Genomic DNA, 23,398 nt, shown 5'->3' on the forward strand with positions numbered 1-23,398 from the left:
CTACTTCCCCTCCAGCGGTCGGTTCAATTCGACGTCGCCTGCGTGAACGAGCATGATCGCTCCGTCGGCGCGACGCAAGCGCAGCGCACCGTCGGCCGCGAGGCCGTCGAAAACACCGTCAACTTGCTGTTCGGACACACGGAGCGGCGTTCCAACCGAATGGCCGAGCGGCAACCAGGCGCGGACGATGCTCGCCGCGCCCTCCTGGCGCCAAATCCAGATCGCATCGACCATTGCCACCGCGAGCGCATCCGCGAAACGATCGCGGTCGAGACGCGCGCCCTTGTCGGCAAGCGCTGCGGTCGGCCGATCGGGCAACTCGGGCGCGGTGACCAGATTCACACCGATCCCGATGACAACCGAATTGCCCGAGCGCTCCAACAATATGCCGGCGCATTTTGCGCCATCGATCAGCAGATCGTTGGGCCATTTGAGCGTTGGTCCGACGTCTGGCGCCAAGGCCACTACGGCTTTCGCCAACGCGACGCCCGCGACGAGCGCCAGCGTGGCAGGCGACGGATCGCCAGCGGTCAGATGAACCACCGTCGATCCCATGAAATTGCCCTGCCCGTCGTTCCAGTCGCGGCCCAGGCGACCGCGCCCCGCGGTCTGGCGGTCGGCGACGAGCCAATGCCCCTCGCCGACATGCTCGCCGCTGGCAAGCCGCACCACCAGGTCGGCGTTGGTCGAACCTGTCTCTGCGATCCGCTCGACCGGCGGGATCAGAAGAGCACCGCCGCTGCGCTCGCGGACAGCGCCGCCAGGACGGGGATGAAGAGATAGCCGATCACCGAAAGCCACAGCGCGCTCGCCGTGATAACGGCATCCTCGACGACGACACCGCCGCCCGATGGGATTTCGGTGTCCGACTTGTCATCGAAGTACATCGTCTTGATGATCGCGATATAATAGAAAGCGCCGATCACCGAAGCGACGATGCCAGCAACTGCGAGCGGCACCAGGTGCGCGTTCACGGCGGCCTCGAACACCAGATACTTCGGCCAGAAGCCGAAGAGCGGAGGAATCCCTGCAAGGCTGAAGAAAAAGACCGACATCGCGGCCGAGAGGCCCGGGCGGCGCTGCGACAGCCCCGCCAGCGCCGGGATGCTTTCGATATATTGCCCATCGGCATCGCGAAGCTGGAGCACGACGAGGAACGCGCCGAGCGTCGTGATCATATAGACGAGCAGATAGGTCAGTACCGCTTCGACCCCTTGCTGCGTTCCGGCAGCAAGCCCGATCAGCATGAAACCGACATTGTTGATCGACGAATAGGCCAGCAGGCGCTTGATATTCTTTTGTCCGATCGCACCGGCAGCGCCGAGTATGATCGACGCGAGCGCGAGAAAAATGATGATCTGCTGCCAGGCTCCGACTGCGGGGCCCATCGCGCCGATCACAACGCGCGTCATCAACGCCATCGCCGCGACTTTGGGCGCGGTGGCAAAGAAGGTCGTCACCGGGGTCGGCGCGCCTTCATAGACGTCAGGAGTCCACATGTGGAACGGCACGGCGCTGATCTTGAACGCCAGGCCGGCGATCACGAAGACTATGCCGAAGATCAGACCGATGTTGAGCTTGCCGCCCATTGCCGCCGCGACGCCGGCGAAATCGGTCGTTCCGGTGAAGCCATAGAGCAGTGAGATACCATAAAGCAGAATGCCCGACGCGAGCGCACCGAGAACGAAATATTTCAGGCCGGCTTCGCTCGACCGTTCGTCGGTGCGCATGAAGCTTGCCAGCACATAGGCGGCCAGGCTGTTGAGTTCGAGCCCCACGTAAAGCGTCATCAAATCGCGCGACGAGGCCATGATTCCCATGCCGAGCGCAGCAAAGATGATCAACGTCGGATATTCGGCGCGCATGCCGTCCTTGAAGAAGCGCGGCGCGATGAACACACAGACAAAGCTCGCGGCATAGATCAGCAGCTTGGCGAAGGCGCCGAAGCTGTCGACCGAAAGCGTCCCCGAAAAGACTGTCGCATCGACGCCGAACAGCGCGACGACCGAAGCCGCTGCCGCGGCAAGGGTCAGCATCGCCGCGAGCTGATACAGCCCGACTTCGCGGTCGCTGAAAAAGGTGCCGAGCATCAGCGTGACCAGCCCGCCGACCGTCAGAATCAGTTCGGGCCAGATGAGAGCGAGATCGGCGTTCATTGGACGCCTCCTGCATGATGCGCTTCGCCGTGCGGCGCAGCGGCTTTCGGCTTGCCCGCGGCAAGGTGCGCGTCGCCTGCGGGTTTCGCCGGAGCCAGGCGCGCCACGACCGTCGTTACGTCACCGCGCATCGGCGCAAGGAAGCTTTCGGGATAGACACCCATCCACAGCGCGACCGCCGCGAGCGGCGCAAGGATGGCCCATTCGCGCGGGTTGAGATCGGCCATCGCCTTCACATCGTCCTTGGTCAGTTCGCCGAACACGACGCGGCGATAAAGATAGAGCATATAGGCGGCGCCAAGGATGATCCCGGTGGTGCAGACGAAGGCGACCCAGCTCGACGCTTCATAAATGCCCGCGAGGCTCAGGAATTCGCCGACGAATCCGCTGGTGCCCGGCAGGCCGATCGACGCCATCGTGAACAGCATGAAGAACAGCGCATAAGCCGGCATATTGACCGCGAGCCCACCGTAACGGTCGATCTCGCGCGTGTGGAGCCGGTCATAGATCACGCCGACGCAGAAGAAGAGCGCGGCCGAGACGACGCCGTGGCTGAGCATGATGATCAGCGCGCCCTCGATCCCCTGCTGGTTCAGCGCATAGAGGCCCGCGGTGACGATCGCCATGTGCGCAACCGACGAATAAGCAATGAGCTTCTTCATATCGCTCTGCACCAGCGCGACGAGGCTCGTATAAACGACCGCGACCATCGACAGCGCAAAGACGACCCACATGAACTGTGCCGAAGCTTCGGGGAACATCGGCATCATGAAACGGATAAAGCCATAGGCACCAAGCTTCAACAGCACGCCGGCCAGGATCATCGACCCTGCCGTCGGCGCCTGCACATGCGCGTCGGGAAGCCAGGTGTGGACGGGCCACATCGGCATCTTGACCGCGAGGCTGGCGAAGAAGGCAAGCCACAGCCACGTCTGCATTTCGACGGGGAAATTATAGCTCAGCAGCGTCGGAATATCGGTCGTGCCCGCTTCCTGGATCATCGCGATCATCGCGATCAGCATCAGCACCGACCCAAGCAGCGTGTAGAGGAAGAATTTGAACGCCGCATAGATGCGGTTCGCGCCGCCCCAGATACCGATGATGAAATACATCGGGATCAGTCCGGCCTCGAAGAAGATGTAAAACAGCAGCAGGTCCTGCGCCATGAAGACGCCGATCATGACGGTTTCCATGATCAGGAACATCGCCATGTACAGCCCCACGCGCTTGGTGATCGATTCCCAGCTGGCGAGGATGCACAGCGGCATCAGGAACACGCTGAGCATGATCAGCATCAGCGCCATACCGTCGATACCGAGCGCCCACTGAAAGCGGCCGAACAGATCGGCGCGCTCGGTGAACTGCCATTGTGCGCCGCCGATGTCGAACTGAGCCCATAGGACAACGCCCAGCGCAAAGTCGATCAGGGTCGCGGCGAGCGCGATGAAGCGCGCGTTGCGGTCGCCCGCAAAGATACACGCGATGGCGGCGACCGTGGGGACCGCCAGCATCAGCGAAAGGATAGGAAGCCCACTCACAGGAAATTCACCATGGCCCAGCTGGCAAGGCCCACAAGACCCAGCAGCATCACGAACGCATATCCATAAACATAACCCGATTGCAGCCGGACCGCGAGACGGGTCCCTCCAGCGACGAGGGCCGCAGCGCCATCGGGACCGAAGCGGTCGATGGTGCCTTCATCCCCGCGCTTCCAGAGGAAGCGCCCGATCGCGAAGGCAGGCTTCACGAAGAGGATATTGTAGAGCTCGTCGAAATACCATTTATTGTAGAGAAACTGGTGCAACAGCCCGAACTGCGCCACAAACCGCGCCGGCAGGCTGGTGTTGCGGATATAGCTGTTCCAGGCCAGGAAAAGCCCGATCGCCATCACCGTAAACGGCATCCATTTCACCCACCACGGCACTTGGTGCGCGGCGTGCATCAGATGCTCGTCGAACGCGAGGCTGCCCTTCCAGAACGCCATGCCCTCTTCGGGATAGATGAACTGATGGTGGAAGACGATGCCCGCGAACACCGCGCCGATCGACAGGACCACCAGCGGGATAAGCATCGAAAGCGGGCTTTCGTGCGGGTGATAGCCCGCGGTGCCATCGCCGTGTGCGTCGTGGTGGTGATCGGCATGCGCGTGATCGTCATGGCCGTGACCATGATCGTCGTGCACCGCATGCTGGATATGCTCGCTCTGGTCCCAGCGCGCCTTGCCATAGAAGGTCAGGAACACGAGGCGCCACGAATAGAAGCTGGTCAGGAAGGCGACGAAAATGCCGACCCAGAAGGCCACCACGCCGCCGCCGCCGCTCGCGAAAGCTGCCTCGAGAATGCCGTCCTTAGAATAGAAGCCCGCAAAGCCCGCGACGCCCGCGATGCCGACGCCGGTGATCGCCAGCGTGCCGAGCATCATCGCCCAATAGGTGATCGGGATCGATTTCCGCAGATTGCCGTAATAGCGCATATCCTGTTCATGGTGCATCGCGTGGATCACGCTGCCCGCGCCGAGGAACAGCAGCGCCTTGAAAAAGGCGTGCGTGAACAAGTGGAACATCGCAGCGCCATAGGCGCCTGCGCCCGCGGCGAAGAACATATAACCGAGCTGCGAACAGGTCGAATAGGCGATGACGCGCTTGATGTCCCACTGCGTCGTCGCGACGGTGGCGGCGAAGAAGCAGGTCGCGGCGCCGACGAACATCACGACGCCCTGTGCGACGGGTGCGGTCTCGAACATCGGCGACAGGCGGCACACCATGAAGACGCCCGCAGTGACCATCGTCGCGGCGTGGATCAGCGCCGACACCGGGGTCGGGCCTTCCATCGCGTCGGGAAGCCAGGTGTGGAGGCCAAGCTGCGCCGACTTGCCCATCGCGCCGATGAACAGCAGCAGGCAAAGGATCGTCATCGTGTCGAAGCGCGTCCCCATGAAGGTGATCGTGCTTCCCGCCATGCCCGGCGCGGCGGCCAGAATCTCGGGGATCGAGACTGTGCCGAACACCAGGAACGTACCGAAAATGCCCAGCATGAAGCCCAGATCGCCGACGCGGTTGACAACGAACGCCTTGATCGCGGCGGCATTCGCGCTGGGCTTCTTGTACCAGAAACCGATCAGCAGATAGGATGCGAGGCCGACGCCTTCCCAGCCGAAGAACATCTGAACCAGGTTGTTCGCGGTCACGAGCATCAGCATCGCGAAGGTGAAGAGCGAGAGGTAGGCAAAGAAGCGCGGCTGGTCCGGGTCTTCCTCCATATAGCCCCAGCTATACAGGTGGACGAGCGCCGACACCGTCGTGATGACGACGAGCATCACCGCAGTCAGCGTATCGACGCGCAGCTCCCAATTGAACTGGAGCGCGCCCGACGAAACCCAGTGGAGCACCGGCGTCACGCTCGCTTCGCCGCTGCCCGTCACGAACGACAGGAAGATCGGCCAGCTCAGCGCGCAACTGGTGAACAGCGCGCCGGTCGTGATCAGCTTTGACGGCACATTGCCGATCACGCGCTGACCCAGCCCTGCGACAAGTGCAGCGAGCAGCGGCAGGAAAACGATCGCCTGGATCACCGGCTTACCCCTTCATCCGGTTGGCATCGTCGACGGCAATCGTGCCGCGGCCGCGGAAATAAATGACGAGAATGGCGAGCCCGATCGCGGCTTCGCCCGCAGCAACGGTCAGCACGAACATCGAGAAGGCCTGCCCGACCAGATCGCCGAGCGCGGCGCTGAACGCGACGAGATTGATGTTCACCGCCAGCAGGATCAGTTCGATCGCCATCAGGATGACGATGATGTTCTTGCGGTTGATGAAGATGCCCAGCACGCCGAGCGTAAACAGCACCGCCGAAACGGCAAGATAATGGCCGACCGAAATCACAGTTCCATCCCCTGCCCGACGCCCGGATCGACCAGCCGCGTCGCATCCTGCGGGCGGCGCTGGTTCTGCAGCGAGACATTCTGCGTGCGCACTCCGCCGCGCTTGCGATGCGTCAGCACGATCGCGCCGATCATCGCAACGAGCAGGACGATACCCGCCGCCTCGAACAGGAAGATATAGCGCGTGTAGAGAAGCTCGCCGATCTGCTGGATATTGCTCTTGTCGGTCACGACCGGCGCGGCGCGCGCGGCCAGATCGACCCCGCCTGCACTCCATGCGCCCAGCGCGAAGATCAGCTCGGCGGCGAGGATGACCGCAACCAGCGCGCCCAGCGGCATATAGCGCACGAAACCGGCACGCAGTTCGGCGAAATCGATGTTGAGCATCATCACGACGAACAGGAACAGCACCGCGACCGCGCCGACATAGACGATGACGAGCAGCATCGCGATGAATTCGGCGCCCGCAAGCAGCATCAGCCCTGCCGCGTTGAAGAAGGCGAGGATCAGCCACATCACGCTGTGGACCGGATTGCGCGCGAAAATCACCATGGCCGCAGAGGCGATGACGACGGTCGCGAACAGGTAAAAGGCAAAGAGCTGGATCATGTGCGCGCGCCCTTATCGATAGGGCGCGTCGGCGGCAAGATTCGCCGCGATCGCGCGTTCCCATTTGTCGCCGTTGGCGAGCAGCTTGGCCTTGTCATAGAGCAATTCTTCGCGCGTTTCGGTCGCGAATTCGAAGTTCGGCCCCTCGACCACGGCATCGACCGGGCACGCTTCCTGACAGAAGCCGCAATAGATGCACTTGGTCATGTCGATGTCATAGCGCGTCGTGCGGCGCGAGCCGTCGTCGCGCGGCCCGGCCTCGATCGTGATCGCCTGCGCCGGACACACCGCTTCGCACAGCTTGCACGCGATGCAGCGTTCCTCGCCGTTCGGATAACGGCGCAGCGCATGCTCGCCGCGGAAACGCGGGCTGAGCGGATTCTTCTCGAACGGATAGTTGATCGTCGCCTTCGGCTTGAAGAAATATTTGAGCGTGAGGGCATGCGCCTTCACGAACTCCCACAAGGTGAAGCTTTTGATGAGGTGGGCAATGGTACTCATGAATACCTCGTCAGCATCAGATAGCCGGAGATCAGGAAGACCCAGAAGAGCGAAATCGGCAGGAAGATTTTCCAGCCCAGCCGCATCAGCTGGTCATAGCGATAGCGCGGAACGGTCGCCTTCACCCAGCTGAAGATGAAGAAGAAGGCGAGAATCTTGATGAACAGCCAGATGACGCCCGGAACCGCGTAGAGGATCGGGATATCGAGCGGCGGCAGCCAGCCGCCCCAGAACAGCACCGCGTTGAGCGTGCACATCAGCAGCACATTGGCATATTCGCCGAGCCAGAAGAGCGCAAAGCTCATCGACGAATATTCGGTCTGATACCCCGCGACGAGCTCCGATTCCGCTTCGGTCAGGTCGAACGGCGCGCGCGCAGTCTCGGCCAGCGACGAGATCAGGAACATCACCGCGAGCGGGAACAGGATGGGGTAGAAACCAAAGCCCTGGAACAGACCAAGCGCCGCGCCATCGCCGCCCTGCGCCTTGACGATGTCGTTCATGTTGAAGCTGTCGGCGAACAGCACGACGCCGATCAGGATGAACCCGATCGAGACTTCATAGCTGATCATCTGCGCCGACGCGCGCATCGCCGAAAAGAAGGGATATTTCGAATTCGAGGCCCAGCCCGACAGGATCACGCCGTATACGCCGAGCGACGAGATCGCGAGGATATAGAGCAACCCGACGTTGATGTCGGCCAGCACGGCGCCCGAATTGAACGGGATCACCGCCCACGCCATCAACGCGACCGTGAAGGTGATGATCGGCGCGATCAGGAACAGGCCGCGGTTGGCGCCCGTCGGGATGATCGTTTCCTGCAGGAACACTTTCAACCCGTCGGCAAAGCTCTGCAGGAGGCCAAAGGGGCCGACGACGTTCGGACCGCGGCGCAGCGCGATCGCGGCCCAAATCTTGCGGTCGGCATAGATGATCATCGCGACCGACAGCATCAGCGGCAGCGCGATCAGAAGGATACCCGCGACAGTCGCAAGCGCCCATGCAGCTTCGGCCGACATTCCCATGTCGACCCATCCCTTGAACGGGACATAGAGCATCATACGCTGGAAATACTCGGTCACAGCGACACCCCTCTTTCGTCACCCCGGACTTGATCCGGGGTCCATCCACGCTGGCGCCGCAATTGATGCCGGATCAAGTCCGGCATGACGATGTTATTGAAAACGGCACTCATTTCCGCGTTCCGTCTTGGTTGCGCCAATTATTATGCGGGCCTGGGCGCTCGACCTTCTTGGGGCCAAATGCGCGCCAGACGGCATAGCTCATGGCGGCAAGGAGGAAGCCAGAGGCGACAGGTGCGTAAGTCATTCCGCGGCCTCCGCAAAGTCTACGCCGTGAACCTGCTCTTCCGAGCAGCGCTGCATTGTCGGCGACGCGCGGCAGATGGCGTTGGTGAGATAGAAATCCTTGATCGGCGACGGGATCGCGCGGGCCTCGGGCTTCGCGCTCAGCTTCGGCACCGACCAGCCATAACCGGCGAGCCCCTCGACGCCGAGCGCCGGCACCGCCGCAGCCATCGCGGCGCGGCACTGCTCGAAGCTGTCGAAGCCGACCGACACGCCGAGCGTATCGGCCAGGGCGCGGAAAATGCTCCAATCCTCGCGTGCGTCACCGGGGGCGAACACGGCCTTCTCGCTGCGCTGGACGCGGCCCTCGGTGTTGACTGTCGTGAAATCCTTCTCGGTCCAGGCGGCCGCGGGCAGGATGACGTCGGCGGCGTGCGCGCCCTTGTCACCATGGTGGCCGACATAGACTTTCAGCGTGTTGTCGAAAGCTGTAAAATCGACTTCGTCGGCGCCAAGGAAGAAAGCAAGCTTCGGCTTCGCCTCGACCACAGCCTTGATACCGCCCGCCTGCGCATAGCCAAGCATCAACCCGCCCATGCGGCTCGCCGCCATATGGACGACACTGAAGCCGTTCCAGCCATCTTTGACCGCGTTCGCCGACTTCGCCAGCGCGAGCGCCGCGCCATGCACGCCGGGAACGGCAAGGCCGCCACCGCCGACGATGATCAGCGGACGCTCGGCACCCTTAAGCGCGTCGAGTGCCGCGGCAGGCAGCTTTGCGACCAGCGAGGCATCGTCGCCGAGCCAGTTGACCTTGTACGTCTGGTCCTTCTCGGGCCCGATCGCGAAGACCTTCGCGCCCTTCTTCCACACTGCTTTGCGCAGCCGCGTGTTGATCAGCGGCGCTTCCCAGCGAAGGTTCGTGCCGACCAGCAGGATCACGTCGGCGTTTTCAGCCTCGGCGATGCCGGTGTTGAAATTGACCGCCGACAGGCTGCTGACATCATAGTCGAGCCCGGTCTGGCGCCCTTCGAGCAACGTCGAACCCAGCGCGTTCACCAGCGCTTTTGCGGCGAACATCGTCTCGCAATCGGCCGTGTCGCCCGCAATCGCCGCGGCCGACGGACCCGCCTTGACGGCCTTGATCGCAGCGAACGCTTCGGCCCACGTCGCTTCGACGAGTTGACCGCCCTTGCGCACATAAGGTCGATCGAGGCGGCGACGGATCAGGCCGTCGACATGGTGGCGCGTCTTGTCGCTCGCCCATTCCTCGTTCACATCGTCGTTGATCCGCGGCAAAACCCGCAGCACCTGGCGCCCGCGCGCGTCGATGCGCACATTGGTGCCGACCGCGTCCATCATGTCGATGCCCAGCGTCTTGGTGAGCTCCCACGGCCGCGCTTCGAACGCATAGGGCTTGCTCGTCAGCGCACCGACGGGGCAGAGGTCGACGACATTGCCCGACAGCTCGCTCGCGACCGCGCGTTCCAGATACGACGTGATCTGCATATTCTCGCCGCGCCCGATCGCGCCGATGTCTTCGACGCCCGCGACTTCTTCGGCGAAGCGGACGCAGCGCGTGCACTGAATACAGCGGGTCATCACCGTCTTGACGATGGGACCCATATATTTCTCGGTCACCGCGCGCTTGTTCTCGTCATAGCGCGTCGCGCCGCGGCCATAGGCGACCGACTGGTCCTGCAGGTCGCATTCGCCGCCCTGATCGCAGATCGGGCAGTCGAGCGGGTGGTTGATGAGCAGGAACTCCATCACCCCTTCGCGCGCCTTTTTTACCATCGGGCTGTCGGTCTTGATGATCTGCCCTTCTGCGGTCGGCAATGCGCACGATGCCTGCGGCTTCGGCGGACCCGGCGCAACCTCGACCAGGCACATGCGGCAATTGCCCGCGATGCTCAGGCGCTCGTGGTAACAGAAACGCGGAATTTCTTTCCCCGCCAGCTCGCAAGCCTGCAGCACGGTCGCGCCCTGCGGAACGTCGATCTCTACGCCATCTACGGTAACTTTAGGCATCAGCCCGCGAACCCTTCCTTGCTCGTCACCGCGACCCGATAGGCGGCAAGCGCCATCAGCGCGCGAAGCCCGACGCGGTTCGTCCGGAACTCGGTGCCCTGTTTGATGCAGGACGATAGCTGCGGCGCGAGCGCCTTCATGGCATCGCGTTCGGCGTCGCTCATCACTTCGGTGCGGAACATTGCGGCGCTTTGCTGCGGCGCGGTCATTACGACGCACATCGAGATCGATTCGAGCGTGCTGCGCGCCGCGATCGGTGCCGCACTACGGTCACGACCCAGATCGGCCGAGAGCGCCGCAACGGTGAACTGGTCGGCAAGCAGATGCTCGGCCAGATTGCCCGCGAAGACGAGGCCCGAAAAGCCGAGCCGGCTGTTCGCGGCGCAGCGATCATGACCCTTGGCGATTTTGCGAATATCGTCCTGATACTCTTTCGACCGGTAATCCTTTGAAAGCAGCTTAACCGCTCCCGAGCGGCTCGCCTCGACGACGCAACCGGCAAAATTATACATCGCCTGCGCCGCGATCGGTTCGATCTTCGGTGCCGTATCGTCGTCATTCCTGGACGCCGACTCGTCGGTATTCGATGCCAGAGTGCGGTCGAACGGGTTCGCGTTCGCCGCACGGACTTCGCGCTGGGCGAAGGCCGGGGTCGCAGCCAGCGTTGCGCCAGCGATCAGGAGCAGAAGCTTCGTTGTCATTCGGCGGCCTCCAGCGCGCCGCCATTCTCGCGAATGCGGCGCTCGATTTCGGGGCGGAAGTGCTTGATCAGGCCCTGGATCGGCCACGCCGCCGCGTCGCCGAGCGCGCAGATAGTATGGCCTTCGACCTGTTTGGTCACATCGTACAGCGTGTCGATCTCGCTGATGTCGGCGTCGCCGGTGCGCAGCCGCTCCATGACCCGCCACATCCAGCCGGTGCCTTCGCGGCACGGCGTGCACTGGCCGCAGCTTTCATGCTTATAGAAATAGCTGATGCGGCTGATCGCCTGGACGACGTCGGTCGACTTGTCCATCACGATCGCGGCCGCGGTGCCAAGGCCCGATCCGACGGCCTTCAGCCCGTCGAAGTCCATCGGTGCGTCCATGATTTCGGCTGCGGGGACGAGCGGCACCGACGAGCCGCCGGGGATCACCGCGAGCAGATTGTCCCAGCCACCGCGGATGCCACCGCAATGCTTGTCGATCAGCTCGCGGAAGGTGATGCCCATCTCTTCCTCGACGACGCACGGGCGCTCGACATGGCCCGAAATCTGGAAGAGCTTGGTGCCCTTGTTGTTCTCGCGCCCGAAGGAGGAGAACCACGGCGCGCCGCGGCGCAGGATCGTCGGGACGACCGCGATGCTCTCGACATTATTCACCGTTGTCGGACAGCCGTATAGGCCCGCACCCGCCGGGAACGGCGGTTTCAGGCGCGGCTGGCCCTTCTTGCCTTCCAGGCTTTCGATCATCGCGGTTTCTTCGCCGCAGATATACGCGCCGGCGCCGCGGTGGACGAAGACGTCGAAATCATAGCCCGACTTCGCGGCATTCTTGCCGAGCAGACCGGCGTCATACGCCTCCTGCACTGCGGCAAACAGCGTCTCGGCCTCGCGAATGAACTCGCCGCGGATGTAGATGTAGGCCGCGCGCGCGCGCATTGCGAAGCCCGCAATCAACGCGCCTTCGATCAGCTTGTGCGGATCGTGGCGGATGATCTCGCGATCCTTGCAGCTGCCGGGCTCGGATTCGTCGGCGTTGATGACGAGGAAGCTGGGCCGGTCAGCGCGTGGCTCCTTCGGCATGAACGACCATTTGAGCCCCGTGGGGAAGCCCGCGCCGCCGCGGCCGCGCAGACCCGATGCCTTCACGACTTCGATGATCGCGTCCGGCCCTGCGGCCATCAGCGCTTTGGTATTGTCCCAATCGCCGCGCCCCTGCGCGCTTTTCAGGTTCCACGGCTGAAAACCGTAGAGATTGGTGAAGATACGATCCTTATCGGCGAGGCTCATGCGACCTCTCCCAAATCGTCACCCCGGACTTGATCCGGAGTCCACGACTTCAGCGCAGCGATGGATGCCGAATTAAGTCCGGCATGACGAAGGAACGAGGCTTTGGTCATGCTCACCACTCCTTCCGATAGTCGTGGTTGGCCTTGACCATGTCCTTCAGCGTCGTCGGGCCGCCCTCGGGCTCGCTCGTGTGGCGCTTGGGGTTCTGGGTGCCCGCTTTCGGCTGCTTGCCCGCCGCGAGTTCGTCGAGCAGGCGAACGGTGCTGTCATAGTCGAGGTCTTCGAAATTATCGTCGTTGATCTGAACCATCGGCGCGTTGGTACAAGTGCCCATGCATTCGACTTCGGTCAGCGTGAACAGCCCGTCGGGCGTCGTCTTGCCCTTCACCATCCCGCGATTCTTGCACGCGGCCATGACATCGTCCGACCCGCGCAGCAGGCACGGCGTCGTGCCGCAGACCTGGACATGATAGCGGCCGACGGGCGCCATATTGTACATGGTGTAGAAGGTCGCGACCTCATAGGCGCGGATGAAAGGCATATCGAGCTGCGAGGCGACGAACTCGATCACCGGCACGGGCAGCCAGCCCTGCGTCTGCGTCTCGGCGCCGACCTGGCGCTGCGCGAGGTCGAGCAGCGGCATCACCGCCGAGCGCTGGCGCCCCGCGGGATAGCGCGCGATGACTGCCTTCGCCTTTGCGGCATTGTCCTTGGTCCACGCAAAAGCGCCCCAGCGCGCGCGGGTTTCGGCTTCGTCGGGAATATTGGGTGCGTCAGCCATATAAAACCTCGTCACCCTGAACTTGTTTCAGGGTCCATGGTCCGCTCTGTCCATCGACTGAGCGCAAAAGGAGAGCGCAGGCCGTGGATGCTGAAACAAGTTCAGCATGACGGTTGAAAATGAGCATCACCGGTCGCACTCCCCGAACACGACATCGATCGCGCCAATGATCGCGGTCGTATCCGCGAGCATATGGCCCTTCGACATCATATCCATCGCCTGCAGATGCGAAAACGCCGTCGGGCGGATCTTGCAGCGGTACGGCTTGTTGGTGCCGTCGCTGACCAGGTAGACGCCGAATTCGCCCTTGGGGCTCTCCGTCGCGACATAGACTTCGCCGGCGGGGACGTGGAAGCCTTCAGTGTAGAGCTTGAAGTGATGAATCAGCGATTCCATCGACTGCTTCATCTCGCCGCGCTTGGGCGGCACGACCTTGCGGTCGAGGCTGGCGATCGGGCCGCTCGGCATATCGCGCAGGCACTGCTTGATGATCTTGGCCGACTGATAGACTTCCTGCACGCGGACCATGAAGCGGTCATAGCAGTCGCCGTGCGTGCCGACGGGAATCTCGAAATCCATCGCCGCATAGGCGTCATAGGGCTGCGACTTGCGCAGATCCCAGGCGATGCCGCTGCCGCGGATCATCGGTCCCGAAAAGCCCCACGCCAGCGCGTCTTCCTTGCTCACCGTCGCGATGTCGACGTTGCGCTGCTTGAAGATACGGTTGTCGATGACCAGGCTCATTGCGTCGCCGAACAGCTTCGGCAGGCGCGTTTCCGCCCATTCGCCGATATCGACGAGCAACTTTTCGGGAACATCCTGATGGACGCCGCCGGGCCGGAAATAAGCGCTGTGCATGCGCGCGCCCGACGCCCGTTCGAAGAAGTTCAGGCAATCCTCGCGCAGCTCGAACACCCACAGGTTCGGCGTCATCGCGCCGACGTCCATGACGTGCGACCCGATGTTGAGCATATGGTTGCAGATGCGCGTCAGCTCGGCGAACATCGTGCGCAGATATTGCGCGCGCGCCGGGACTTCGAGGTCGAGCAATTTCTCGATCGCGAGGACATAGCTGTGCTCCATCCCGAGCGGCGAACAATAGTCCAGCCGGTCAAAATAGGGCAGCGCCTGAAGATAGGTCTTATATTCGATCAGCTTTTCGGTGCCGCGATGGAGCAGTCCGACATGCGGATCGACGCGCTCGATGATTTCGCCGTCGAGCTCCATGACCATGCGCAGCACGCCGTGCGCCGCGGGATGCTGCGGGCCGAAATTGATCGTATAGTTGGTGACGGCTTGATCGCCCGCGGTATCGGCGGTGTCGACCGGATAGCCTTCGAACATATCGCTACCGTGATGCTTGACCTGGGGGGAGTCGGTCATGCGTCGCCTCCTGTCTTAGGCTTGCGCGGCGCGCGCGGCTTGGCCGACGCCGCCGCCTTTGCGGGCGCCTTGGGCCTGGCCGGCGCCTTTTCCGCGGCTTTGGTCGCGGGCGTCTTGGCCTTTGCCGCAGTAGTTGCCTTGGCGCCGTCGCGGCTCGTCTTCGCGGCCTTCAGATTGACCTTTGCACCTGCGCCCGTCTGCTCGGGCTTGTCGGTGGTCTTCGGCGTCGGCGGGGGCGCTTTCTTTTCGGCCTTGTCGTCGGCAACCTTGACCTGCTGCGCGGTCATCGGCGACGGGGCGCCCTTGCCCGGCGCTTCGCCCGTCCCGCCGGCTTTCTCGTCGCCCGGCAGCACATAGTCGGCGCCTTCCCAAGGGCTGAGGAAGTCGAAGTTGCGGAAATCCTGCGCCAGCTTCACCGGCTCGTACACGACGCGCTTGTCCTCTTCGCTATAGCGCAACTCGATATAGCCGGTCAGCGGGAAGTCCTTGCGCTGCGGATGCCCCTGAAAACCATAGTCGGTCAGGATGCGGCGGAGGTCGGGATTGCCCGCGAACAGCACGCCATACATGTCGAACACTTCGCGTTCGAGCCAGCCTGCGACCGGCCAGACCGGCACGATGCTCGGTACCGGCGTCGCTTCGTCGGTGCAGACCCGAACGCGCAAGCGGTGATTTCTGGTCACGCTGAGCAAATGATAGACGACTTCGAACCGCTCGCCGCGGTCGGGATAATCGACGCCGGCGATTTCCATCAGCTGCTGGTAATCCAGCTGGTCGCGCAGCACGACCATCACGCCCGCAATCGCTTCGCGGCGCACGGTGATGCTGTCCTCGCCGACGGCGAAGACATGCTCGATCAGATCGTCGCCGACGGCATTCTTGAGCGCGGCGCCAATGCCCTCGCGCGGGGCGATCAGGGGAGCGGGACTGGCCATCAGCGTTCGATGGTCCCGGTGCGGCGGATCTTCCGCTGCAATTGCATCACGCCGTACAGCAAGGCTTCGGCGGTCGGCGGGCAGCCGGGGACATAGATGTCGACGGGCACGATGCGGTCGCAACCGCGCACCACCGAATAGCTGTAGTGATAATAGCCACCGCCATTGGCGCAGCTGCCCATCGAGATGACATATTTCGGGTTCGACATCTGATCGTACACGCGGCGCAGCGCGGGTGCCATTTTGTTGCACAGCGTGCCCGCGACGATCATCACGTCCGACTGGCGCGGGCTGGCGCGCGGCGCGGCGCCGAAACGCTCCATGTCATAGCGCGGCATGTTGACGTGGATCATCTCGACCGCGCAGCAGGCAAGGCCAAAGGTCATCCACCAGAGCGAGCCGGTGCGCGCCCAGTTGAACAGATCCTCGGTCGACGTGACGAGAAAACCCTTGTCGCCGACTTCGCCATTGAGGTCGTCGAAGAAACTCTGGTCCGGGTTCGTGCCGGGGGCAACCGGCATCTGGCCGGACGGCAGGATGATACTGTTGCTCATTCCCAGTCCAACGCCCCTTTCTTCCACGCGTACACAAGGCCGATCGCGAGCTCGGCGAGGAATATCATCATCGTCGCCCAACCGGCCCAGCCGATTTCCTTGAGGCTGACGGCCCAGGGAAACAGGAAGGCGGCTTCGAGGTCAAAGATGATGAACAGGATCGCGACGAGATAGAAGCGCACGTCGAACTGGCTGCGTGCATCCTCGAACGCAGGGAAGCCGCATTCATATTCGGTCAGCTTCGCCGGATCGGGCTTATGCGCGCCGGTCAGGCGGGCCACGCCCATCGGCAGGAAGACGAACGCCGAGGACAAGCCAACGGCAATGACCAGAAAGATCAGAATCGGCAGATATTGCGTCAGATCGACCATGGGAGCTCGCAGTCTGTTTTGAGGCGTTTACCACCCCTTTGTTGGCCGCGCTTTAGGCCAGTGCGCCGCGCCTCGCAAGCGCTGCGGACAGGAAATTCGTTGCGCTTGTGACCAAAAGCACAAAGGGCGCTGGCGGGACCGCCTATCGCCATGATAATGCCGCCATCGGGGTCGGTTTTTCGGGCATATCCATGCCCGCTTTTGACTGGGGAATCACCATGGGACCAATTTCGCTTCGGGCCGCACTGGCGATGGGCGCTGCGCTCGTCTTTTCGGCTACGCCGGCACAAGCCGAACTCGTCAACGCGAAGAATCCGCAGACGATCAAGGCGATCGTCGAGTCGCAAGGCTGGCCCGCGACCCTGATCAGCAAGCCCGGCGAGGACCCCTATCTGGAGAGCAACCGCAACGGCCTGAAATTCCTGGTGCTGTTCATGAACTGCACCGACAACAAGAATTGCAAGACACTGCAATATTATATGGGGTTCAGCGACGCGAAAAACGTCTCGCTCGACCGCTTCAACGAATGGAACAAGACCAAGCGCTTTGCGCGGGCCTATCGCGACGACGAAGGCGATCCGGTTCTGGAAATGGATGTCGACGTCGATTTCGCCGGAATCCCGCGCGAAAATATCGGCGAGACCTTCAACACCTGGGCATCGCTGATGGACAGCTACCGGACGTTCATTTTCGAAAAATAGTTGGCGTTCGAGAACGGCGGACAAATATGGTTCGTCACCCCGGACTTGATCCGGGGTCCCGCTACTAGCATCGGAAAGCGGGATGCCGGATCAAGAATGGAAGGCGGTCAAGCGTTGCGCAGCGCGCCTGCGACCAGCTTTTGCAGCTTCGAATGCACCGCTGCGCTGCCCGCGATGTATTCGCTGCGCTCGATCGCGCGGTCGCCGCCGCGGAAATCGCTGACGAAACCGCCGGCTTCGCGAACCAGCAACATGCCCGCCGCGACGTCCCAGATCTGAAGGTCGCTTTCCCAGAAACCGTCATAGCGGCCTGCTGCAACCCACGCGAGGTCCAGGCTGGCGGCGCCAAAGCGGCGGATACCGGCAACTTCTGGCGCGACGGCACCGAAAATGCGGCTCCACTGCGCCATATTGCCATGACCCATGTACGGGATGCCGGTTGAAACCAGGCATTCGTTCAGGTGGCGGCGCGAAGCGACGCGCAGGCGCCGGTCGTGCAACCACGCGCCGCGGCCGCGTTCCGCCCAATAGCTTTCGTCGGTGACCGGCTGATAGATCAGCGCCGCCGTGACGTCGCCCCAGCCGCCACCGATCTTCGGTTCCTGCACCGCGATCGAAATCGCGAAGTGCGGGATCGCGTGCAGGAAGTTCGACGTGCCGTCGAGCGGATCGATGATGAAGCGCGGCTTGCCGGGTTCGCCTTCGATGATCCCGCCTTCTTCCAGGACAAAGCCCCAGCCCGGACGGTCGCGGCCGAGTTCGTCGTAAAGCGTACGCTCGGCGGCCTGATCGGCCTTCGACACGAAATCGGCCGGACCCTTCTGCGAAACCTGCAGATGCTCGATCTCGCCAAAGTCGCGGCGCAGCTTCGTGCCGGCCTTGCGCGCGGCGCGTTCCATGACGGTGATGATGCCAGATACGGCCATAGTTCTTCCTTCCAACACGTCGCCCCCGCGAAGGCGGGGGCCGCTGTCGGCAATGTAAAACGCTAGCGGCCCCCGCCTTCGCGGGGGCGACCTCATTTAATCCGCGCGGCGCACATATTCGCGGTCGTACACATGCACGACGATGCGGGTGCCGCTGGTGATGTGCGGCGGCACCATCACGCGCACGCCATTGTCGAGGATCGCGGGCTTGTACGACGAAGACGCGGTCTGCCCCTTCACGACCGCATCGGCCTCGACGATCGTCGCTTCGATCGTTTCGGGCAGCTCGACCGAGATCGGGCGCTCTTCCCACAGCTCGAGCACGACATCCATGCCGTCCTGCAGAAATTCATGGGCGTCGCCGACGACGTCCTTCGAGATGCTGATTTGCTCGAACGTATCCTTGTCCATGAAGACCAGGTCGTCGCCCTCGGCATAAAGGAACTGGAAATCCTTGGTGTCGAGGCGGACCTTTTCGACCGTGTCGGCGCTGCGGAAGCGGTTGTTGAGCTTGCGGCCGTCGATCAGATTCTTGGCTTCGACCTGCATATAGGCGCCGCCCTTGCCCGGCTGGGTGTGCTGGATCTTGGTGACCTTCCAGATCCCCTTTTCATATTCGATAATATTGCCGGGACGGATTTCAACGCCGGTGATTTTCATCGCGCACACTCGCTGGTTCAAGGATGGAAAGAGCCGCCGGCGCATCGGAACGCACCGGTCACAGGAGCGCGCCCTTAGCCGCGTGGGCGGCGAAGGGCAAGCCGTGCGTGCGTCAGGCGGTCGTCTCGACGGCTTTGCGCGTGCGCGCGTAGCTCATCACGACGAGCGCGACGAACAGTCCGAGCCCGATGAAAACCGACGGCAGCTGGAACCCTTCACCGACGACTGCGAGCGGGGCGTCGTTGCCCGTGCCCGCGACGATACCCGCGTACAGCACGCCGAACAGGCTTTCGCCAACGATCATGCCCGTTGCGGTGAGCACGCCCATGCGGTGCGCGAACTCGGCGTTCGCGCGCTTGTCGGCCCAGCGGTCATAGAACCAGCCCGCGACCGCGCCGATCGTCACCGGCAGGATCACCGCCATCGGCAGATAGATGCCGATGCCCACCGCAAGCGGCGGCAGGCGCAGCTTGCCCATGCGGCCGAGCAAAGCGTCGAGCAGGATGAAACCGACGCCCGCGGCGACGCCATAACCGAGCATCGTCCAGTTGAGGTCGCCGCCGAGCACGCCCTGTGCCAGCGACGAGATCAGCCCGGCCTGCGGCGCAGCCAGCGCATTCGGGCCCGCACCCGGCACCCCGACGAAACCCATGCTGTCGTTGAGGACATTGAGCACCGGCGGCACGACGAGCGAGCCGAAGACGACGCCGATCATCAGCGCGACCTGCTGCTTCCACGGCGTTGCGCCGACGAGCTGGCCGGTCTTCAGATCCTGAAGATTGTCGTTCGCGATCGTCGCGATACCAAAAACGATGCCGGTGACGATCAGCGCATAGGCGACCATTGCTGCACTCGCTTCGCTGCCTCCCCCGCGCCCGAGCAGGCCGACGAGAAGGAGCGAGGATGCGATGATCGAAAGAATGCCGATCCCCGAAACGGGCGAGTTCGACGCGCCGATCAGCCCAGCCATATAGCCGGTGACCGATGCGATCATCAGCCCGGCCACGATCACGAAGACAAGCGCACCAGCGATCAGGATGAACGACGACCCCGCAAGCGGCCCCCCGCTCAACACCGAATGCAGCAGCCAGCCGATAGGCAGCAGCATGAACAAAGATCCGCCGAATACCCAACCCACCGACAGATCCTGCTCCTCGACCGCCATCACCGCGCCGGCGCCGCGCGCCTTGCTCGCCGCCATCGCCGATCGAATGCCGCCGAACACGGGGCCGGCGATCTTGATCAGCGTCCAGATCGCAGCGATTGCGATGACGCCGGCGCCAAAGAAGCGCACGTCCGCGCGAAACACGGTGTTCGCCAAGGTCTCGGCATCGCCGGGTCCGCCCTGCGTCAGGATCGGCAGCAGGATCCACCAGCCGGTGATCAGGCCGACCAGCTGTGCAATTCCGACCGACAGGCCGACCAGATGGCCGACGCCGAACAGCGCAAAGGCCAGCCCGCCGCCAATCCCCGTCGCACCCGCGCCGACCTTGAACCAATGCGCAACTTCGCCGGCGGCGATTTTCATCTGCGTCAGCAGCGTGAAGCCCGCGGAAATCAGGCTGTTCCAGACGAGCGCCGACAGGCCCGCGCTATTCTCCGCCGCGCCTTCGGCGCTCGCGGCGCCCACTTGCAGCACTTCTGCCGCGGCGCGGCCTTCGGGATAGGGCAGATCGGAATCGACGACGAGCGCGCGACGCAGCGGCACCGAGAAAAGCACGCCCAATATGCCGCCGAACATGGTGATCGCGGTCGTCTCGATCATCGGGAAACCCTGCCAATATCCGACCATGATCAGCCCCGGCAGCACGAAGATGATCGCCGCGAGCGTGCCCGCCGCGCTCGCGATCGTCTGGACGATATTATTCTCGAGGATCGTCGCGCCCGACATGAAGCGCAGCAGCGCCATCGAAATCACCGCAGCGGGGATCGAGGTCGCAAAGGTCAGACCGACTTTCAGTCCCAGATAGACGTTCGCCGCGGTGAACATCAGCGTCAGCAGTCCGCCGAGTAACACGGCCCGCCAGGTCAGTTCGCGCATTGCTGTGCCATCGCGGCTCATATTCATCATCCTGCCAATTCTGTTGCGACCTGTCGCGGGCGCTGGGCGGACAAGCAAGCAAAAAGGCGATGAACCGAAGCTGATTTGACGTATCGATCCAATCCCTCCGGCACTCGGTGATTCATAACGACAGGCATGATGAGTATCGATCTTCCCAATCAGGCTCCCCCTGCCCCCGGGGCAGTGGTCAAGCGGCCGAATCGTCCGGCACCCTGTGCAGGGCTCTTTGGCTGGCGCAAGGATGGCGTTTCCAAATTCGACGCAAACGCCAACACGGCGCCGGGCCGCGACTTTCCGGTCGGTTAGCCCCGTCAGGGATGCGCGCGCCGGCCCGTCAACAGCGGATAGGGATTGACCGGATCGCCATCCTGCCACCCGCTTCCGGGCGCGGTTTTCAGAATCTGGAAATGCAGGTGCGGAAACGCAGGGTCGGCGTTGCCGCTGGCGCCGACGGTTGCGATCACCTGCCCCCTCGCGACGACCTGCCCCTCGACAAGCCCGCGGCGATAGGCCTGCAGATGCGCGTAATACAGGATCAGGCCGCCATCGGGCGAGCGCTGATAGATCGTCAGCCCGCCGCGCTTCGACGCGAACAGTTTCTCGATCCGCCCGTCCATCGCCGCAAGCACCGGCGTGCCGACCGGCGCGGGAATATCGATGGCGCGGTGCAATCGCCCCTCGGCGCGCGTCTTGCTCCAGCTATCGATCAGGTCGGACGCCTTGATGCCCTCGACGGGTATGCCGAACGCATCGGGCTCGATCGCGGCGCCGCTCGTTGCGGCCAGGCACAGCGCCGCGGAAAGGAGCGATCGCTGCGCGCGCGTCACCCCGCCAGCAGCTTGTCGAACTGCAGAACCGCGGCAGCAGCCCCTTCGGGATTGGCCCACACCGCGCTCGACACCGCCAGGAAATCCGCCCCCGCATCGATCAGCACCTGCGCATTGTCAGGCGTGATCCCGCCTATTGCGACGCAGGGCAGTTCGAACAAGCCTTGCCACCAGGTCAGGATTTCAGGCTCGGGATGATGCTCGACATCTTTTGTCGTCGTCGGGAAAAAGGCACCGAACGCGACATAGTCCGCCCCCGCCTCCCCCGCTTCCATCGCGAAATGACGGCTGTCGTGGCAGGTCACGCCGATCTGCGCGTCGGGGCCGAGCAGGCGGCGTGCCTCGCGCGGGTCGCCGTCGCCCTGCCCCAGATGCACCCCGTCGGCGCCGAGACGCTTGGCGAGCGCCATATCGTCGTTGACGATGAAGGCGGTGTTCTGCGCCGCGCAGATCGCCTGCAACGGCGCAGCCAGACGAGCGGCCTCGTGCTGGTCGACGCCCTTGACGCGAAACTGGAACGCCGCGACGGGCGCGGCGGCGAGCGCTTCTTCGAGTTTCGCCGGAAAATCGCCACCGACGTCGAGCGGAGAGATCAGGTAAAGCTGGCAGCTGTTTGTGGTCATGGCGGGTTCATAGCGATGCCGTCAGAAACGGGCAAATGCAGAACACAGCCCGCCTCGCCGCATCCGTCCTCACCGCCGCCCTCGCGCTCTCCGCCTGCGCGGCAACCGGCCAGCAGACGCCGCTCCGCGACGGCAGCGACGTCGCGCTGGGTCAGCGCGCGATGGTCGACGGTCCGATCGTCCAGCCGATCAAGGTATTGGAGGACAGCCGCTGCCCGATGAACGCGCGGTGCATCTGGGCAGGCCGCGTGCGTGTGCAAATGGTCTGGATTCGCGGCAATGGCGCGAAACAGCCGTTCGAGGTAACGCTCGGCGAACCGACGCAGCTCGCCGACGGCCAATTCACGCTGGAATCGGTACGTCCGGAAAAAATGACCAATGTAGCGCTGAAGCCCGAGGATTATCGCTTCAGTTTCCGCTTCGCAGGCGGGCTCTAAAGCACCCGCGCAAGAACGAAGCCGTCCCATTTCTTCGCGCCGACGGTCTGCACCGCGGTCGCATCGAGCCGCGTATCGGCTGAGAGCATGTCGAACAACGCGCGCGTACCGATAATCCGCTCATCGTCGCTATCCACATCGAGCACACCGCCTTCGCGCACGACATTGTCGACGACAATCGTCGTGCCGCAGCGCCCGAGCCGTATCGCTTCGTCCACGTAGAGCGCGTTGCTTTGCTTGTCGGCGTCGATGAACACGAAATCGAACGGTGCTTCGTCGACCATCGCGGCCAGACTGTCGGCTGCAGGGCCGACGCGGACATCGACCTTGGAAGAAACGCCCGCTCGGTCCAGATTTTCGCGCGCAACCGCCGCATGATGCGGTTCCAGCTCCAGCGTCACGAGTTCGCCGCCCTCGGGCAGCGCTCGCGCGAGCCAGATCGTCGAATAACCGCCGAGCGTCCCGACCTCGAGGATGCGCGTCGCGCCCGCTATCTGCGCGAGCAGAAACAGCATCTTCCCCTGCGCCGCCGACACGTCGATCGGTGGCAGGCCGTGCGCCTCATTGTTGGCGAGGGTGGCGGCCAACGCTTCGTCGTCGCCGAGAAGCTTCCCGGCGATATACTCATCGACGGCTTGCCACCCGCCACTCATTCTGGGCGCCC

At 63.2% G+C, this 23,398-nt stretch carries 24 protein-coding genes; 2 read left to right on the forward strand and 22 right to left on the reverse strand.

Annotated elements, in window-relative coordinates:
* The 16 genes from ACO055_RS03500 to ACO055_RS03575 form a co-directional block, all read right to left on the reverse strand.
* Positions 1-801: a biotin--[acetyl-CoA-carboxylase] ligase gene (locus ACO055_RS03500; RefSeq protein WP_422061223.1), complete on the reverse strand. Its 801-nt coding sequence runs from the start codon at positions 799-801 to the stop codon at positions 1-3.
* Complete coding sequence (gene nuoN, locus ACO055_RS03505; RefSeq protein ID WP_422061224.1) at positions 723-2,156, reverse strand: NADH-quinone oxidoreductase subunit NuoN; 1,434 nt, start codon at positions 2,154-2,156, stop codon at positions 723-725. The genes ACO055_RS03500 and nuoN overlap by 79 nt, the downstream gene beginning before the upstream one ends.
* Positions 2,153-3,694: an NADH-quinone oxidoreductase subunit M gene (locus ACO055_RS03510; protein ID WP_422061225.1), complete on the reverse strand. Its 1,542-nt coding sequence runs from the start codon at positions 3,692-3,694 to the stop codon at positions 2,153-2,155. The genes nuoN and ACO055_RS03510 overlap by 4 nt, the downstream gene beginning before the upstream one ends.
* Complete coding sequence (nuoL, locus tag ACO055_RS03515; RefSeq protein WP_422061226.1) at positions 3,691-5,727, reverse strand: NADH-quinone oxidoreductase subunit L; 2,037 nt, start codon at positions 5,725-5,727, stop codon at positions 3,691-3,693. The genes ACO055_RS03510 and nuoL overlap by 4 nt, the downstream gene beginning before the upstream one ends.
* A gap of 4 nt (positions 5,728-5,731) precedes the next feature.
* Positions 5,732-6,037 carry an NADH-quinone oxidoreductase subunit NuoK gene (gene nuoK, locus ACO055_RS03520; protein WP_422061227.1) on the reverse strand — a complete coding sequence of 102 codons (306 nt, stop codon included), beginning with the start codon at positions 6,035-6,037 and terminating at the stop codon, positions 5,732-5,734.
* Positions 6,034-6,645 carry an NADH-quinone oxidoreductase subunit J gene (locus ACO055_RS03525; RefSeq protein WP_422061229.1) on the reverse strand — a complete coding sequence of 204 codons (612 nt, stop codon included), beginning with the start codon at positions 6,643-6,645 and terminating at the stop codon, positions 6,034-6,036. Before ACO055_RS03525 ends, nuoK begins: the two co-directional genes overlap by 4 nt.
* Positions 6,646-6,657: 12 nt before the next feature.
* Positions 6,658-7,146, reverse strand: coding sequence for an NADH-quinone oxidoreductase subunit NuoI (gene nuoI, locus ACO055_RS03530; RefSeq protein ID WP_422061230.1), 489 nt, complete (start codon positions 7,144-7,146; stop codon positions 6,658-6,660).
* The gene (gene nuoH, locus ACO055_RS03535; protein ID WP_422062405.1) at positions 7,143-8,171 is read right to left on the reverse strand and encodes an NADH-quinone oxidoreductase subunit NuoH; all 1,029 of its coding nucleotides are present in this window, start codon (positions 8,169-8,171) and stop codon (positions 7,143-7,145) included. Before nuoH ends, nuoI begins: the two co-directional genes overlap by 4 nt.
* Before the next feature lie 300 nt (positions 8,172-8,471).
* The gene (gene nuoG / locus ACO055_RS03540) at positions 8,472-10,484 is read right to left on the reverse strand and encodes an NADH-quinone oxidoreductase subunit NuoG (RefSeq protein WP_422061231.1); all 2,013 of its coding nucleotides are present in this window, start codon (positions 10,482-10,484) and stop codon (positions 8,472-8,474) included.
* Positions 10,484-11,185 (reverse strand): hypothetical protein, encoded by a 702-nt coding sequence (locus ACO055_RS03545; protein ID WP_422061232.1) that lies wholly within the window; start codon positions 11,183-11,185, stop codon positions 10,484-10,486. Before ACO055_RS03545 ends, nuoG begins: the two co-directional genes overlap by 1 nt.
* Positions 11,182-12,474, reverse strand: a complete 1,293-nt coding sequence (gene nuoF / locus ACO055_RS03550) for an NADH-quinone oxidoreductase subunit NuoF (RefSeq protein ID WP_422061233.1) — start codon at positions 12,472-12,474, stop codon at positions 11,182-11,184. The genes ACO055_RS03545 and nuoF overlap by 4 nt, the downstream gene beginning before the upstream one ends.
* Positions 12,475-12,586: 112 nt before the next feature.
* Positions 12,587-13,255, reverse strand: coding sequence for a complex I 24 kDa subunit family protein (locus ACO055_RS03555; RefSeq protein WP_422061234.1), 669 nt, complete (start codon positions 13,253-13,255; stop codon positions 12,587-12,589).
* 126 nt (positions 13,256-13,381) lie between these two features.
* A complete protein-coding gene (locus ACO055_RS03560; protein ID WP_422062406.1) occupies positions 13,382-14,599 on the reverse strand; it encodes an NADH-quinone oxidoreductase subunit D in 1,218 nt (405 codons plus the stop codon).
* 35 nt (positions 14,600-14,634) lie between these two features.
* The gene (locus ACO055_RS03565) at positions 14,635-15,573 is read right to left on the reverse strand and encodes an NADH-quinone oxidoreductase subunit C (protein ID WP_422061235.1); all 939 of its coding nucleotides are present in this window, start codon (positions 15,571-15,573) and stop codon (positions 14,635-14,637) included.
* Positions 15,573-16,127 carry a NuoB/complex I 20 kDa subunit family protein gene (locus ACO055_RS03570; protein WP_422061236.1) on the reverse strand — a complete coding sequence of 185 codons (555 nt, stop codon included), beginning with the start codon at positions 16,125-16,127 and terminating at the stop codon, positions 15,573-15,575. Before ACO055_RS03570 ends, ACO055_RS03565 begins: the two co-directional genes overlap by 1 nt.
* Positions 16,124-16,498, reverse strand: coding sequence for an NADH-quinone oxidoreductase subunit A (locus ACO055_RS03575; RefSeq protein WP_058456716.1), 375 nt, complete (start codon positions 16,496-16,498; stop codon positions 16,124-16,126). Before ACO055_RS03575 ends, ACO055_RS03570 begins: the two co-directional genes overlap by 4 nt.
* A gap of 107 nt (positions 16,499-16,605) precedes the next feature.
* Here ACO055_RS03575 and ACO055_RS03580 point away from each other — a divergent pair, with 107 nt between their 5' ends.
* A complete protein-coding gene (locus ACO055_RS03580) occupies positions 16,606-17,199 on the forward strand; it encodes a YbjN domain-containing protein (protein ID WP_422061237.1) in 594 nt (197 codons plus the stop codon).
* 107 nt (positions 17,200-17,306) lie between these two features.
* On the opposite strand, the gene ACO055_RS03585 is transcribed toward ACO055_RS03580, so the two are convergent.
* The 5 genes from ACO055_RS03585 to thiE form a co-directional block, all read right to left on the reverse strand.
* Positions 17,307-18,125, reverse strand: a complete 819-nt coding sequence (locus ACO055_RS03585; protein ID WP_422061238.1) for an inositol monophosphatase family protein — start codon at positions 18,123-18,125, stop codon at positions 17,307-17,309.
* 96 nt (positions 18,126-18,221) lie between these two features.
* The gene (gene efp / locus ACO055_RS03590; RefSeq protein WP_422061239.1) at positions 18,222-18,785 is read right to left on the reverse strand and encodes an elongation factor P; all 564 of its coding nucleotides are present in this window, start codon (positions 18,783-18,785) and stop codon (positions 18,222-18,224) included.
* Between the two features lie 112 nt (positions 18,786-18,897).
* Positions 18,898-20,847: an OPT family oligopeptide transporter gene (locus ACO055_RS03595; protein WP_422061240.1), complete on the reverse strand. Its 1,950-nt coding sequence runs from the start codon at positions 20,845-20,847 to the stop codon at positions 18,898-18,900.
* Between the two features lie 311 nt (positions 20,848-21,158).
* Positions 21,159-21,674 carry a M23 family metallopeptidase gene (locus ACO055_RS03600; protein ID WP_422061241.1) on the reverse strand — a complete coding sequence of 172 codons (516 nt, stop codon included), beginning with the start codon at positions 21,672-21,674 and terminating at the stop codon, positions 21,159-21,161.
* Entirely contained in the window at positions 21,671-22,297 is a 627-nt protein-coding gene (thiE, locus tag ACO055_RS03605; protein ID WP_422061242.1) for a thiamine phosphate synthase, read from the reverse strand. Before thiE ends, ACO055_RS03600 begins: the two co-directional genes overlap by 4 nt.
* Before the next feature lie 35 nt (positions 22,298-22,332).
* On the opposite strand from thiE, the gene ACO055_RS03610 reads away from it, so the two are divergent.
* Positions 22,333-22,734 (forward strand): hypothetical protein, encoded by a 402-nt coding sequence (locus tag ACO055_RS03610; RefSeq protein ID WP_422061243.1) that lies wholly within the window; start codon positions 22,333-22,335, stop codon positions 22,732-22,734.
* Here the strand turns inward: ACO055_RS03610 and ACO055_RS03615 are convergent.
* Positions 22,731-23,387, reverse strand: a complete 657-nt coding sequence (locus ACO055_RS03615; protein ID WP_422061244.1) for an O-methyltransferase — start codon at positions 23,385-23,387, stop codon at positions 22,731-22,733. The genes ACO055_RS03610 and ACO055_RS03615 overlap by 4 nt on opposite strands.
* Positions 23,388-23,398: the final 11 nt, after the last annotated feature.

The sequence above is a fragment of the Sphingopyxis sp. genome, from assembly GCF_965227415.1.
In the GTDB taxonomy this organism is placed as follows: Bacteria; Pseudomonadota; Alphaproteobacteria; order Sphingomonadales; family Sphingomonadaceae; genus Sphingopyxis.